We start from the raw sequence: 11,750 nt of genomic DNA, 5'->3' as shown, positions 1-11,750 counted from the left end.
GTAACGAGACTGAAACGACTTACAGGTCAAATAGGTCCGGAATTGCGCTTTTCAAGCACGGGCACTGACTTAAGCGGCGGAATGATGTATGTCAATCTTCGCTTGGGCTCAGCTTGGGGGACGGGACTGTCGTAAGACCGCTTTGGGGAAATTCATGGCTAAACCATCTGTTTTGCGTCTCATATATCTGCCGGCAATGCTGGCCCTGAGTTTAAGCGTCGCTGCCTGTAACAAGACGACCGTCAGCAACGAAGCGCCGCCGGAAGCCGGTGATGTCGCCGTGGCGCGGATCGACGGCGAAACCATCTGGACTTCGGATGTCCGTGCCGAGGCGATCGCGCAAGGGCAGATTGGCCCCGGCGAGCCGCTCGATGTCACCTCCGATCTGTTCTCGCGTACCCTGGAAGAAGTGATCGATCAGCGCCTGCTGGCCAAGGCGGCCATGGCCAAGGGGCTGGAAAAATCGACCACCGCCCAGCGCCGTCTGCGCGCCGCGCATGACCGCATTCTGGGCGATATGCTGGTCGAGACCAGCATCGACCGTGATATCGACGACAAGGCGGTCAAGGATCATTATGACGAGCAGGTCAAGCTGTCGAAACAGTCCGAGGAAATCCGCACCCGGCTGATCCTGCTGCGGACCAAGGCCGAGGCCGACGCGGCCCTGAAGCAACTCCAGGGGGGCGCCCTGTTCGAAGCCATGGCGATGGAAAAATCGATCGACCAGGGCACGCGCTTCAATGGCGGCGACATGGGCTATTTCACCACGGACATCATGCCGCAGGCCTATAAGGGCGTGCTGGCGACCGCCAAGACCGGCGATACGGTCGGCCCGGTTCAGGTCGATGGCGGCTGGGCCCTGCTGCGGGTCGAGGATCGCCGGCCCGAGCAATTGCCGACGCTGGAGGAGGAGCGCCCGATCATCATGCGCTACCTGATCTATAACCAGGTGGCCGGCATGTTGAACAGCTTGCGCAAGAAGGCGAAGGTCGAACTGCTGGTCAAGCCGTCCCAGACGGGGTCCGGCCAGGAACCGGATTCCGCACCGGCCTCGATGGAAGCGGATGACGCATCGGCGGATAGCGCCTCCGCATCGAGTGCCGTGCCCGTGAAAAAGGCAGGGCAAAAGACGTAAACGTCACCCGGCCTTCAAAAAGGGAGATCGCCGTCAGCGATCAGAATTTCGTTGTTCCGGCCTTTTAGTCGGCGACAGGCAGGCGGTGCGCGCGGGCCCAACCGATGACGAGGTTCACAAAAATGCTGGCGATGGACTTCATGATACTTAATTCCTGCGGGTAATGGCCCGTCTCAAATTTACTGACAGCGCTGTCATAACATATTTCGCACCTGCGAAAAAGCCCTCTCTTCATCACATTTGGCAAAACCTGCCGTAACAGTGCGTGTATCGGTATTGCCTATGGCGTCCTTACGGTGTCTCTGTTAAGGGGCAAGACCCGTATTACGTAAGTCCAAAGGAACCGCGCCAGTGACGAAGACGCCCCCTTCAAAGACCCCATCCGCCAGCCGCATTACCCAGCGCGCCGCTGAGGGCTTGGCTGGGGGGTTGGCCGGAGGGCTGGAACGCGCGCTTGATCCCTTTACCAGCGCGGTGAAGCGCGCGGTCCAGACCGGCGCCGATGCGGTCGCCAACCTGACGCATTCTGAATCCGAGTCGCCCAAGGCGGCGCCGGGAAAACCCGGCCTGGCCGTATCGCCCCTGGCCGTGCCTCTGCCGGACATGCCGCCGGTGGGTGGCGTGCAGCTTTCGACCGCCCGTTCCGGCTTCTATAAGCACGACCGGAAAGACACCCTGCTGATGAAGTTCGCCGAAGGCACGACCTGCGCCGGCGTCTTCACCCGCCATACGGTCGGCTCCGCGCCGGTGGACTGGTGCAAGAAGCAGCTCGACGCCAATGAGGGCGGCGATGTCCGCGCCCTGATCTGTAATGCCGGCTGCGCCAATGCCTTTACCGGCAAGCCCGGCGCCGACGCCGCCCGCCGCACGGCCTCCGCGCTTTCCCGCCGCATCGATTGCCGCCAGCGCGACATCATGCTGGCCAGCACGGGCGTGATCGGCGTGGTGCTTGACGATTCCAAGATCGCCGCCCGCCTGTTCGACCTCGAAAAAGACCTGCGCGCCGATGCCTGGGCCGATGCCGCCGCCACCATCATGACCACCGATACCTTCCCCAAGGGCGCCTCGGAAACCGCGGTGATCGAGGGCGTGACGGTGCGCATCAACGGCATCGCCAAGGGCTCGGGCATGATCGCGCCGGACATGGCCACCATGCTGGCCTTTATCGCTACTGATGCCACGCTGTCGCCCGGCGTTCTGCAAAGCCTGCTGGCCCTCTATACCCGCACCACCTTCAACTCGGTGACGGTCGATGGCGATACCTCGACCAACGACACCTGCCTGCTGTTCGCCACGGGGGCTGCCGGGGCGCCGAAGATTTCCCGCGCCGGCGACAAGCGCCTAGCCGATTTCAAGGCCAAGCTGGAAAAGGTTATGCACTCCCTGGCCACCCAACTGATCCGTGACGGCGAGGGCGCTACCAAGTTCGTCAAGGTCAATGTCACCGGTGCGTCCAGCCCGGCCTCGGCGCGGAAAATCGCCAAGTCGATCGCCGAAAGCCCGCTGGTCAAGACGGCCCTGGCCGGCGAAGACGCCAACTGGGGCCGCATCGTCATGGCCGTCGGCAAGACCGAGGAGCCGGTGGACCGCGACCGCATCGCCATCCGCTTTGGCGACCTGGTGGCGGCCGAGCATGGCGCCGTATCACGCACCTATGACGAAGCGGCGATGTCGGCCTATATGAAAAACGCCGAACTGGAAATCAGCGTCGATGTCGGTGTCGGCCGGGCGCTGGCGCACGTCTATACCTGCGACCTGACGCATGGGTATATCAGCATTAATGGTGACTATAGAAGCTAAGTCTTGCAAAATTCCGTAATTTGTGCATAATGCACAATATGGAGGCTGCCAATGGTTACGGTTACCGCTACTGAATTTGCCAAGAATTTTGGACGCTACCGCGAAGCCGTCCACCGGGAGCCGGTGGCGGTGACGTCGCATGAACGCATAGCCGGTTATTTCCTGTCCAGCGAGGACTACGAGACCTATCAGCGCCTGAAAGCCATGTTACCCAGAGCCTATGCCGCCCATGAAGTGCCCGCCGAGACCTTGCAGGCACTGCACAATGCCCGGATGGATGACCGGCACGACCACCTGAATGCGCTTCTGGACGAATGAGCCTGCCAAAGCCTGAACCGGGCCTGGTCATTTCCTATGCCTATGTCTGGCGGTATGAAGATCGCGCCGGTCAGCAGGAAGGGCGAAAAGACAGGCCGTGCGTTATCATACTGGCCGTCGAACAGGCAGATGATCGCACCCTGGTGAGCCTGGCGCCCGTTACACACAGTAGGCCGGCATTCGACGCAGCCGTCGAACTGCCGCCACGGGTGAAGACGCATTTGGGGCTGGATGACCAGCCGTCCTGGATCATCACGGATGAGCTCAATCAATTCGTCTGGCCAGGCTTCGACCTGCGCCCTGTCAAAGGCGGCACAAATGGTTTTGCCTATGGCTTCTTGCCGCCAAACCTGTTTGAAAAGGTCCGGCAGTCGGTCTTGTCAGCCGCACAACAGCATCGGACCCGTATCGTAAAGCGTGATTGATATGAAAACCATCCTCGTTGTTGCCGCTGCCCTTGTGGATTCCGATGGCCGGGTGCTGATCGCCCAGCGGCCGGAAGGCAAGCAACTGGCCGGTCTGTGGGAATTTCCAGGCGGCAAGGTCGAGCCCGGAGAGACGCCGGAAACCGCCCTGATCCGCGAACTGGAGGAAGAGCTTGGCATCGTCGTCAAACAGGCGTGCCTGGCGCCGTTCGTCTTCGCCTCCCATACCTATGAAACCTTTCACCTGTTGATGCCGCTTTACCTGATCCGTCGCTGGGAAGGCGAGCCGGAATCGAAGGAACACAAGGCGCTAAAATGGGTGCGCCCCAATGATATGGGCCAGTATCCCATGCCGCCGGCCGATGATCCGCTGGTCGCCTGGCTGCGCGATTTTATCTGATCGTTAAGTGTTTTTGAAAACCCACTGTTAGAGCCTTCGGTGTAACCTGGTTATCCGGAGGGCCGGGCAATGACGCATGGACCAAGTTACGGAAGACAGTCTGAAACACACGACGCCCAATTCCTGCGGCAACGCCTGGGCGCAAACTCGAAACGCCTGAGCGCGCAGAGCGAGATTTCCGATCGCCTGAAACTGATCAGTACGTTCGTTCTGATCGGCCTGGGCCTTTATCTGGCTCTGACCCAGTTCAGTCCGTGGGATGTGCCGACCACCCTGCGCCATCTGGCGGCCAGCGGCGGCTGTGATATCGCCCGCGTGGTCCATCTGGCGCCGGCGCGTCGCGGCGAGCCCGGCTACTGGTCTTATCTTGATCCGCGACACAAGGGCATTGCCTGCGCCGTCTGAGCAGCATGGCCAAAAAGCCGGAATATGTTAACGCCCCTTCAAATCTGAGGAGGGGCGTATGAAATCAATTCCTGTCGGAATAGTATTGGCTGTGATGTGCAGTCTTTCAGCGTGCGATAAAGTACCGGCTGGAACTTCGTCCACTGCCATTTCATCGTCAGTTGCGGCTCCGGCACCGGAAGCCTTTCTGGCCCGACTTTATTCCCATTATAACGGTGATGCGACTAATACTTCCTTTTCACCGACGGGCGATCAGGCGTCGCAATGGTTTGACAAGGAAATGGTCGCGCTCATGGCTGAAGACAGCCGTCTGGCCAATGGCGAGGTTGGCGCCTTGGATGGTGATCCGGTTTGCGGTTGTCAGGACTTCGGCAAGCTGTCAGCCGATATCAAAATTGAAAAAATATCAGCCGCAGCGGCCAGGGCAAATATCATCGTCACGGAAACTGATGCTGCCTTTAGTGCGGAAGCCCGAAAGCCCCGCAAATTTACCTATGATCTGGTGAAGGAGGGCGATGATTGGCGTATTCACGATATCGCCACCAAGGACATGCCCAGCCTGCATGACTGGCTTGTCAAATCGAACGCCGAGGCCAGTTCGCTTTAAAGCTTGCCTTCCTTGACGCCCAAAGCGTCCGCCAGGCGCATCTTCGCCGAGCCCGGCCGCAGCGGCTTTTGCTGGCTGTCATGTGCTTTCCAGCCGGAAAGCGTGATGATCTCGAAGGTGGCGGTAATGCGTCCCTCAGCATCGGCATGGCGGCCGAAATAAAGCGCGGAGGCTTTTTCCAGAATGGCGCGGTTCAGGCCCTTGCGCGGCCGCTTGAGCAGGATATTGCTCTCGCCCATCAGCCGCAGGTCGGCCATCAGGCGCAAGGGATGCTCATAGCTGACGCTTACGCGGTCTGAGTCGACCACCGGCATGGAAAAGCCGGTGCGTTTCAGCAGGTCGATCAGATCCGGGCTTTCGGCGAAGGGGGCAATGCGCGGGCCATAGCCACCGCGCACCTCAAGCTCGGCCTCCATCAGGCAGGCGCGCAGTTCGGTCAGGGTTTCGCCGCCGAATAGGGAGCCGATAAACAGGCCATCCGGCTTCAACGCCCGCCTGACCTGCACCAATACGCCCGGCAGATCATTGACCGTATGCAGCCCCAGGGCGTTGACCACCAGGTTCAGGCTATCGTCGCCAAAGGGCAGGGCTTCCTCATCCATCACCAGCCGTGCCGAACCTGACTGCTGCGCGGAAAGCCGTTCCGACAACTCCCCTTCAATCAGCATGTCGATCTTGTCGGCGACCGGTGTGCCGGCAATCGCCCGACCAAAGGCGCCGTCGCGCGCGGCCATGTCGAGCGCCACATCGAATTGCCGGTTGATGGCGGAGAGCGTCTCGATCAGGTCTTCCACCGCCCGTTCGCGCAGAAAATGCGCTTGCGTAAAGCCGCCGGCCGCGCGATCAAGTCGGTGGGCCAGAAGCGAACGATCGAAAAGGCGGGGAGGCAGCGACATGGTGGGGGACTCTATATGCGACTAGCCTCCCGTTTAGGCCAAATCCGCTCAGAGGTTAAGGCTTTTGTCGATGACCGCCTGACCGCCGCTCATATCCGCGCCTCCCTGGCCCACGCGCTTGATACGGTTTTCCCGCCGCACCGCTTTGACAGCGTGGAAGACGCGCCACCGGAGGCCCTGATGGGCGCTGGACTGGCCGCCGCCGGCTGGTCGCGTATCCGCTTCCTCGATCATGATGGCTGCGATATGTGCGCCCGGCCGTTTGAGGGCGGCCTGTTTCTGGGCGCGGGTTCACACTGCGATGACTGTACCGAAAAGCCCTTCCCGTTTCGCCGTGCCCGCGCCGCCTGTATCTATGATGAAGCGGTCAGTGGCCTGATCCTCGGCTTCAAGAATGGCGACCGGCTCGATCTCGCCCCCATGCTGACCCGCTGGCTGGAACGCGCGGGTGCCAATATCATCGCTGAGGCCGATATCGTCATGCCGGTGCCGCTGCACCCCTTGCGGCTGCTGCATCGCCGCTTCAACCAGGCCGCCGAACTGGCCCGGCCAGTGGCGCGGCGTCTTGGCCGGACCTATCTTGGCAATACCCTGAAACGCACCCGCCAGACTCATCAGCGCGGCAAGGGCGCCCAGGCGCGCTGGGAAAATGTGCGCGGCGCCTTCGCGGTGAGTGCGCGCGATCAGAAACGCATCAGGGATAAGCGGATCGTCTTGATCGATGACGTGTTCACCACCGGCGCCACGCTTCGTGCCTGTGCCGCCACCCTGCTGAAAGCCGGCGCGGCGTCAGTGGATGTGTGCGTGCTGGCAAGGGCGGTAAAACATTAACCGCTTTAAATTCTTACACGTTTTCCTATATTCTCGATTCAGTTTCATTTTGTACCGAGTGCCTCATGTCAAAGATCGATATCTATACCAAGCCCTATTGCCCCTATTGCGAGCGCGCCAAGGCGTTGCTTCAAGAAAAGGGCGCCGAATATAACGAGATCGTCGCCTCGCACGATCCCGCCCTGCGCGCCGAAATGAACGAACGTTCCGGGCGCTATACCTATCCGCAGATCTTCATCAACGGCACCCATGTCGGTGGCTGCGATGACCTGATGGCGCTGAATGCCCGCGGCGGTCTCGATCCGCTGCTGGCGGCATAGCATGACCGACATCCTCAACCTCGCCCTGATCCAGACGCGCACCCCGGCCACGCCGGCGGCGGCTCTGGATCATGCGCGTCCGCTGATCCTGCAAGCCGCCACCAATGGCGCGCAGCTTATCCTGCTGCCCGAATGCGCCAATCTGATGGAGGCGCGCAAGGAGCATAAGGCGCAGGTGGTGACGACCGAGGCTGAGGATGTTTTTATCCAGGGCGTGCGCGAGCTGGCGCAGTCATTGCGTGTTGAAATCCTGATTGGTTCGGCCATTGTAAAGTCGGAGATTGACGAAAGGGCCGCCAATCGCAGCCTGCTGATCAATGCCAGCGGCGAGATCGTCGCCCGTTATGACAAGATCCATCTCTTCGATGCTGATACGCCCGATGGCCGGTCCTACCGCGAAAGCGCCACCATGCGGCCGGGGGAGGCGGCGGCCGTCGCCGTCACGCCGTGGGGCGGTCTGGGCCTCACCATCTGCTACGATGTGCGTTTCCCGCACCTTCATCGCACACTGGCGCGGCAGGGCGCCAACATGATCGCCGTCTGCGCCGCCTTTACGGTGCCGACCGGCCGGGCGCACTGGGAGGTGCTGCTGCGGGCCCGCGCCATCGAGACCGGCTGTTTCGTGCTAGCCCCGGCGCAGGGCGGTCTGCACGAGGACGGCCGCACCACCTATGGCCATTCCATGGTGATCTCGCCCTGGGGCGAGGTTATCGCCCGGCTGGACCATGACCGCCCGGCGGTTCTGGAGGCCAGTATCGATTTCACTGAAGTGACCCGTGCGCGGCAGGCCCTGCCGAGCTTGCAGCACGACAGAGAGTTCCGAGTATGATCCGTTACGCGTTGAAGTGTATTGTCGAACACGAGTTCGAAGCCTGGTTTTCGTCATCCGATGGCTTTGACGAGCAGGTGGCCAAGGGACTGGTCGAATGCCCGATGTGCGGCTCGAAAGCGGTGACCAAGGCGATCATGGCGCCGATGGTGCGCACCACCAAGGGCAGGGAGGCGCCGCAATCGCTGGCGGAAGCGCAGCAGGCCGTGGCCGAGGCCCTGCATCGCCTGCGTCGCCATGTCGAGACGACGCATGATTATGTCGGCAAGGCATTTGCCAGCGAGGCGCGCGACATGCACGAGGGGTTGACGCCGGAACGGCCGATCTATGGCGAGGCGACGCCGGACGAGGTCAAGGGGCTGGTTGAGGATGGCGTGCCCGTGGCGGCTGTGCCGGTTTTTTCGCCGGCAACAGACGGGGAGGCGAAAATTCCGCCAGTGATGCCTGTTGCATCGATTATTGATAAGAAGCTGAATTAAATAATCTCCCCCTCTTGGAGGGGGAGCTTGGAAATTGCGAGTAGCAATTTTCAAGAGGGGGTAAGGTAACAGGTTCTGGCATTTACCCCCTCCGGCACTACGTGCCACCTCCCCCTCCAAGAGGGGGAGATTAAGTAAAAAAGCCTCCGATTTTCATCGGAGGCTTTTTTTTAGGCTTCTTCGGACGCGCTGGCGTCTTCTTTTTTCTTCCGGGTGCGCTTCGGCTTGGCTTCCGGTTCCGGCGCAGGCGCGTCACCGGCCACTGGGGCGCCGGTGACCGGTGCGGGCCGATGCAGGAAGGCCGGCAATTGCGACACATCATCCGAAGCCTCGGCGCGCGGCTTGCGTTCCGGGCGTTCGCGCTTTTGCTTCGGCGGCGCTTCGGCGGCTGGCGCCTCAAAACCGAGATCGGCTTGCGCCGCCGGCCTGGCGCCCAAGGGCTGAGTAGAGGCGATAAAGGCCGGCGCGGTATATTCAGCGGCGGGCGCCGAAACATTTACGGGCGCGTTCATATTGGCTTCCTGCTCGGCAAAACGCTGCTGGCGGCGGCGCTCATAGCGCTCACGGCGGGTTTCGCGGCGGTTACCGTTCTCGTCATATTGCGGTTCGGAATCACGCGGCTGATTATTATTGCGCGGCTCGAAACTGCGCTGTTCGTTATTGCGTTCTCCGCGGTCGCGGTCCTTGAAGTTACGGTCGCCGCGGTCGCGGTCCCGGTTGTTACGGTCACGATTGCGGTCGCCATTGTCTCGGTTATTGCGATTGTCGCGCTCGCGGTTTTCATAACGGGGCTCGTCCGAGGGCTGCTCGTCGCCGGAGGCGTCGGATTCCGTGTCGGTGGCCTCTACTTCCACATCCTCGTAATCGTCGTCGAAGCCGCTGGAGAACGGATCGCGCTGTACGAATTCTGAGACCGGCCGCGTCGGCTGCATCTGGCGGATCATGCGGAAATAGTGTTCGGCGTGCTGCAGGTGGTTTTCAGCCAGTACGCGGTCGCCGGCGGAATTGGCGTCGCGCGCCAGTTGCTGGTATTTTTCGTAAATGGTCTGGGCGTTGCCGCGCGCCTTGGTGCCTTCCGGCCCGTTCGATTCGTAGGCGCGATTGGGATTGTTTGAATTGCCGGCGGGTTTGCGGTTACGGCTGCGTTGCCGTTTCATGCCCCTGAAGTCTTTCATCGGTAATTTCGTCTCTCTTACGCTCCGCCCGGTCTGTTCCTGGGGCGGCGAAATATGTGCATAAATGTCAGGTCGGACCGTTGGCTATCGTCGTGTCGAGCGGTCCTGAACCTTGCAATTGTCCTGGCTTTAAGGGGCGCGGGGGCCTTTTATGACCCGAAGAAACCTCGCGCTCTCACAGTCCTCCGCCGCGTTCATACCGTCTGTTTTAGGCCGGGCCTGCTGCGATGTGAGGAAGACGATTATGTCTAGCCTTTCCGAAGCTTTCTGCCAAGCGGAATTTTATGTCAGCCCTGATGCGGTTTCTGACCTGTCACCACGCGCGGCAGGTTGGAGAGATCGAGATAGGTTGTGACGTCATCAAAACCCGCTGATCTCATTAGGTTTTCCACATCCATCGCCTGGTCGAACCCGATTTCGAGATAGGCCATGCCGCCCGGTTTCAACAGGCGGAAAATCTCCGGCGCCAGCTCGATATAGGCGTCCAGCCCCGATGCGCCGCCATCGAGTGCGAGAATCGGATCATGCTCCTTGACTTCGGGCTCCAGGGTCGGAATCACGTCGGAACGGATATAGGGCGGGTTCGAGGCCACGATATCGAAGGTGCCGTCATGCAGGCCCGAGCCCCACGAGGTGCGCAGGAAGGCGGTCTGGTGCGACAGGCCGAGATTGGCGGCATTGTCGCGCGCCACGGCCAGGGCGTCCTCGCTGATATCGGTGCCGAGACCTTTCGCCGCAGGGCGCTCGGACAGCACCGACAGCAGGATGGCGCCGGAGCCGGTGCCGAGATCGGCCAACTGGAAGGCGTCGCCCGGCTGGCTGCGCTTGAGGATCATGTCGACGATCACCTCGGTTTCCGGCCGCGGGATCAGCACATGTTCGGAGAGGTTGAGCAACAGTTTCCAGAAGCCCTTGCGGCCCAGAATTCGCGCCACCGGCACGCGCTTTTCACGGCGGGCCAGGAACTCCTCCAGCGTATTGACCTGGTCGTCGGTCAGTTCACGGTAGGGATCGGTCAGGATATCGGCGCGGGTGGCGCCGGTGGCTGCCTCCAGCAACAGGCGCGCATCTATGGCCGGCGAGTCGATAAAGGCGGCCTTGAGGCGTTGCTGCGCGCCGGTCCAGGCTTTGACGAGAGTAAGGGGCATGAGATTCTTCAGATTTCTAAAGCAAGAAACCCCACCACCATTTCGCTTTGCTCATGGTCCCCCTCCCCAACAAGTTGGGGAGGTACAAGAATAAAGTCATTCTTTTATACCTCCCCGGCTTTGCCGGGGAGGGGGACCGCGCCGCTTCAGCGGCGGGGTGGTGGGGTATCTTGCTTGCTTGGTTAAAGAACGGCCGTAACCGGATATTTCGCGACCACCATGTAGTTCACATCGGTATCGTCCGACAAGGCCCATTCCTGCGTCAGCGGGTTATAACTGACCCCAACCGGGGGCTCCGGCATCAGTTCCGTGCCATCGAGGAAGCTGCGGATCTCTTCCGGCATCAGGAACTTCTTCCAGTCGTGCGTACCCTTGGGCACCCATTGCAGGACATATTCGGCGCCGACGATCGCCAGCCCATAGGCCTTGGCAGTGCGGTTGAGCGTGGCCACGAACAGCAGGCCACCCGGCTTGACCAGAGAGGCGCAGGTTCTGAGGAAGGCTTCCGGATCGCTGACGTGTTCGATGACCTCCATGGTCAGGACCACGTGGTACAGAACCTCGTCAGATTCAGCCAGTTGCTCGACCGTCTGGTTGAGGTAGCGGATATCGAGGCCCCCTTGCGCCGCATGGGCGCTGGCCGTACCGATATTCTTTTCCGAGGCATCGAGCCCCGTAACGGTGAAACCCATCCGGCGCATCGGCTCACTGAGCAAACCGCCGCCGCAGCCGACATCGAGCAGTTGCAGGCCCTCGAACGGCGCGCGTTTGCGGTAATCAAGCGCGAAATGGTCCAGGCAGGTCTCGCGGATGAATTTCACGCGTGTCGGGTTGAATTTGTGCAGCGGTGCGAATTCACCCTTCACATCCCACCACTTGGCGGCCAGGGCCGAAAAGCGCGAGACTTCGCCTTCGTCGATGCTGAAACCGGCGGCGGAACCTGAATCCAAACTGTTTAGTGTTTCGGTCATTTTGGCTGCCC

At 61.0% G+C, this 11,750-nt stretch carries 15 protein-coding genes; 11 read left to right on the top strand and 4 right to left on the bottom strand.

What is annotated here, in order from left to right; translation table 11 throughout:
- Positions 1–154: 154 nt before the first annotated feature.
- The 7 genes from BLO49_RS08090 (at position 155) to BLO49_RS08060 (ending at position 5,090) form a co-directional block, all read left to right on the top strand.
- On the top strand, positions 155–1,135 hold the full coding sequence (locus BLO49_RS08090; RefSeq protein WP_090646817.1) for a peptidylprolyl isomerase: 981 nt from the start codon (positions 155–157) through the stop codon (positions 1,133–1,135).
- Between the two features lie 351 nt (positions 1,136–1,486).
- Positions 1,487–2,935 (top strand): bifunctional glutamate N-acetyltransferase/amino-acid acetyltransferase ArgJ, encoded by a 1,449-nt coding sequence (gene argJ, locus BLO49_RS08085; RefSeq protein WP_090646815.1) that lies wholly within the window; start codon positions 1,487–1,489, stop codon positions 2,933–2,935.
- A 51-nt stretch (positions 2,936–2,986) separates the two neighbouring features.
- On the top strand, positions 2,987–3,253 hold the full coding sequence (locus BLO49_RS08080; protein WP_170828262.1) for a type II toxin-antitoxin system Phd/YefM family antitoxin: 267 nt from the start codon (positions 2,987–2,989) through the stop codon (positions 3,251–3,253).
- Entirely contained in the window at positions 3,250–3,678 is a 429-nt protein-coding gene (locus BLO49_RS08075) for a type II toxin-antitoxin system PemK/MazF family toxin (RefSeq protein WP_090646809.1), read from the top strand. The genes BLO49_RS08080 and BLO49_RS08075 overlap by 4 nt, the downstream gene beginning before the upstream one ends.
- Position 3,679: 1 nt before the next feature.
- Positions 3,680–4,078, top strand: a complete 399-nt coding sequence (gene mutT, locus BLO49_RS08070) for an 8-oxo-dGTP diphosphatase MutT (RefSeq protein WP_090646807.1) — start codon at positions 3,680–3,682, stop codon at positions 4,076–4,078.
- Between the two features lie 69 nt (positions 4,079–4,147).
- The gene (locus BLO49_RS08065; RefSeq protein WP_090646803.1) at positions 4,148–4,483 is read left to right on the top strand and encodes an excalibur calcium-binding domain-containing protein; all 336 of its coding nucleotides are present in this window, start codon (positions 4,148–4,150) and stop codon (positions 4,481–4,483) included.
- A gap of 58 nt (positions 4,484–4,541) precedes the next feature.
- Positions 4,542–5,090 carry a DUF3828 domain-containing protein gene (locus tag BLO49_RS08060; protein ID WP_090646800.1) on the top strand — a complete coding sequence of 183 codons (549 nt, stop codon included), beginning with the start codon at positions 4,542–4,544 and terminating at the stop codon, positions 5,088–5,090.
- Here the strand turns inward: BLO49_RS08060 and BLO49_RS08055 are convergent.
- Positions 5,087–5,986, bottom strand: a complete 900-nt coding sequence (locus BLO49_RS08055; RefSeq protein WP_090646797.1) for a methyltransferase domain-containing protein — start codon at positions 5,984–5,986, stop codon at positions 5,087–5,089. The genes BLO49_RS08060 and BLO49_RS08055 overlap by 4 nt on opposite strands.
- 15 nt (positions 5,987–6,001) lie before the next feature.
- Here BLO49_RS08055 and BLO49_RS08050 point away from each other — a divergent pair, with 15 nt between their 5' ends.
- From BLO49_RS08050 to BLO49_RS08035, 4 genes are all read left to right on the top strand, one after another.
- Positions 6,002–6,817: a ComF family protein gene (locus BLO49_RS08050; RefSeq protein ID WP_170828261.1), complete on the top strand. Its 816-nt coding sequence runs from the start codon at positions 6,002–6,004 to the stop codon at positions 6,815–6,817.
- 65 nt (positions 6,818–6,882) lie between these two features.
- Positions 6,883–7,137, top strand: coding sequence for a glutaredoxin 3 (gene grxC, locus BLO49_RS08045; protein WP_090646792.1), 255 nt, complete (start codon positions 6,883–6,885; stop codon positions 7,135–7,137).
- 1 nt (position 7,138) lies between these two features.
- Positions 7,139–7,966 (top strand): carbon-nitrogen hydrolase family protein, encoded by an 828-nt coding sequence (locus BLO49_RS08040; protein ID WP_090646789.1) that lies wholly within the window; start codon positions 7,139–7,141, stop codon positions 7,964–7,966.
- On the top strand, positions 7,963–8,445 hold the full coding sequence (locus tag BLO49_RS08035) for a DUF1178 family protein (protein ID WP_090646787.1): 483 nt from the start codon (positions 7,963–7,965) through the stop codon (positions 8,443–8,445). The genes BLO49_RS08040 and BLO49_RS08035 overlap by 4 nt, the downstream gene beginning before the upstream one ends.
- A gap of 170 nt (positions 8,446–8,615) precedes the next feature.
- Here BLO49_RS08035 and BLO49_RS08030 read toward each other — a convergent pair whose 3' ends face one another.
- The 3 genes from BLO49_RS08030 to ubiG all read right to left on the bottom strand — a co-directional run bounded on the left by BLO49_RS08030 (position 8,616) and on the right by ubiG (position 11,739).
- Positions 8,616–9,620, bottom strand: coding sequence for a DUF4167 domain-containing protein (locus tag BLO49_RS08030; protein WP_090646784.1), 1,005 nt, complete (start codon positions 9,618–9,620; stop codon positions 8,616–8,618).
- 287 nt (positions 9,621–9,907) lie between these two features.
- A complete protein-coding gene (gene prmC / locus BLO49_RS08025; RefSeq protein WP_090646782.1) occupies positions 9,908–10,768 on the bottom strand; it encodes a peptide chain release factor N(5)-glutamine methyltransferase in 861 nt (286 codons plus the stop codon).
- 182 nt (positions 10,769–10,950) lie between these two features.
- Entirely contained in the window at positions 10,951–11,739 is a 789-nt protein-coding gene (ubiG, locus tag BLO49_RS08020; RefSeq protein ID WP_090646779.1) for a bifunctional 2-polyprenyl-6-hydroxyphenol methylase/3-demethylubiquinol 3-O-methyltransferase UbiG, read from the bottom strand.
- Between the last annotated feature and the right edge of the window lie 11 nt (positions 11,740–11,750).

This window comes from Asticcacaulis taihuensis, assembly GCF_900100255.1.
GTDB lineage: Bacteria > Pseudomonadota > Alphaproteobacteria > Caulobacterales > Caulobacteraceae > Asticcacaulis > Asticcacaulis taihuensis.
This window is presented reverse-complemented; position numbering and strand designations above follow the sequence as displayed.

What these genes read in the sequence shown, in the direction of transcription:
- BLO49_RS08050 (WP_170828261.1), top strand. Translation starts at nt 6,002, where the DNA reads ATGCGACTAGCCTCCCGTTTAGGCCAAATCCGCTCAGAGGTTAAGGCT.
- prmC (WP_090646782.1), bottom strand. Translation starts at nt 10,768, where the DNA reads ATGCCCCTTACTCTCGTCAAAGCCTGGACCGGCGCGCAGCAACGCCTC.
- BLO49_RS08040 (WP_090646789.1), top strand. Translation starts at nt 7,139, where the DNA reads ATGACCGACATCCTCAACCTCGCCCTGATCCAGACGCGCACCCCGGCC.
- BLO49_RS08035 (WP_090646787.1), top strand. Translation starts at nt 7,963, where the DNA reads ATGATCCGTTACGCGTTGAAGTGTATTGTCGAACACGAGTTCGAAGCC.
- BLO49_RS08060 (WP_090646800.1), top strand. Translation starts at nt 4,542, where the DNA reads ATGAAATCAATTCCTGTCGGAATAGTATTGGCTGTGATGTGCAGTCTT.
- BLO49_RS08030 (WP_090646784.1), bottom strand. Translation starts at nt 9,620, where the DNA reads ATGAAAGACTTCAGGGGCATGAAACGGCAACGCAGCCGTAACCGCAAA.
- BLO49_RS08090 (WP_090646817.1), top strand. Translation starts at nt 155, where the DNA reads ATGGCTAAACCATCTGTTTTGCGTCTCATATATCTGCCGGCAATGCTG.
- ubiG (WP_090646779.1), bottom strand. Translation starts at nt 11,739, where the DNA reads ATGACCGAAACACTAAACAGTTTGGATTCAGGTTCCGCCGCCGGTTTC.
- mutT (WP_090646807.1), top strand. Translation starts at nt 3,680, where the DNA reads ATGAAAACCATCCTCGTTGTTGCCGCTGCCCTTGTGGATTCCGATGGC.
- BLO49_RS08055 (WP_090646797.1), bottom strand. Translation starts at nt 5,986, where the DNA reads ATGTCGCTGCCTCCCCGCCTTTTCGATCGTTCGCTTCTGGCCCACCGA.
- BLO49_RS08075 (WP_090646809.1), top strand. Translation starts at nt 3,250, where the DNA reads ATGAGCCTGCCAAAGCCTGAACCGGGCCTGGTCATTTCCTATGCCTAT.
- BLO49_RS08065 (WP_090646803.1), top strand. Translation starts at nt 4,148, where the DNA reads ATGACGCATGGACCAAGTTACGGAAGACAGTCTGAAACACACGACGCC.
- BLO49_RS08080 (WP_170828262.1), top strand. Translation starts at nt 2,987, where the DNA reads ATGGTTACGGTTACCGCTACTGAATTTGCCAAGAATTTTGGACGCTAC.
- grxC (WP_090646792.1), top strand. Translation starts at nt 6,883, where the DNA reads ATGTCAAAGATCGATATCTATACCAAGCCCTATTGCCCCTATTGCGAG.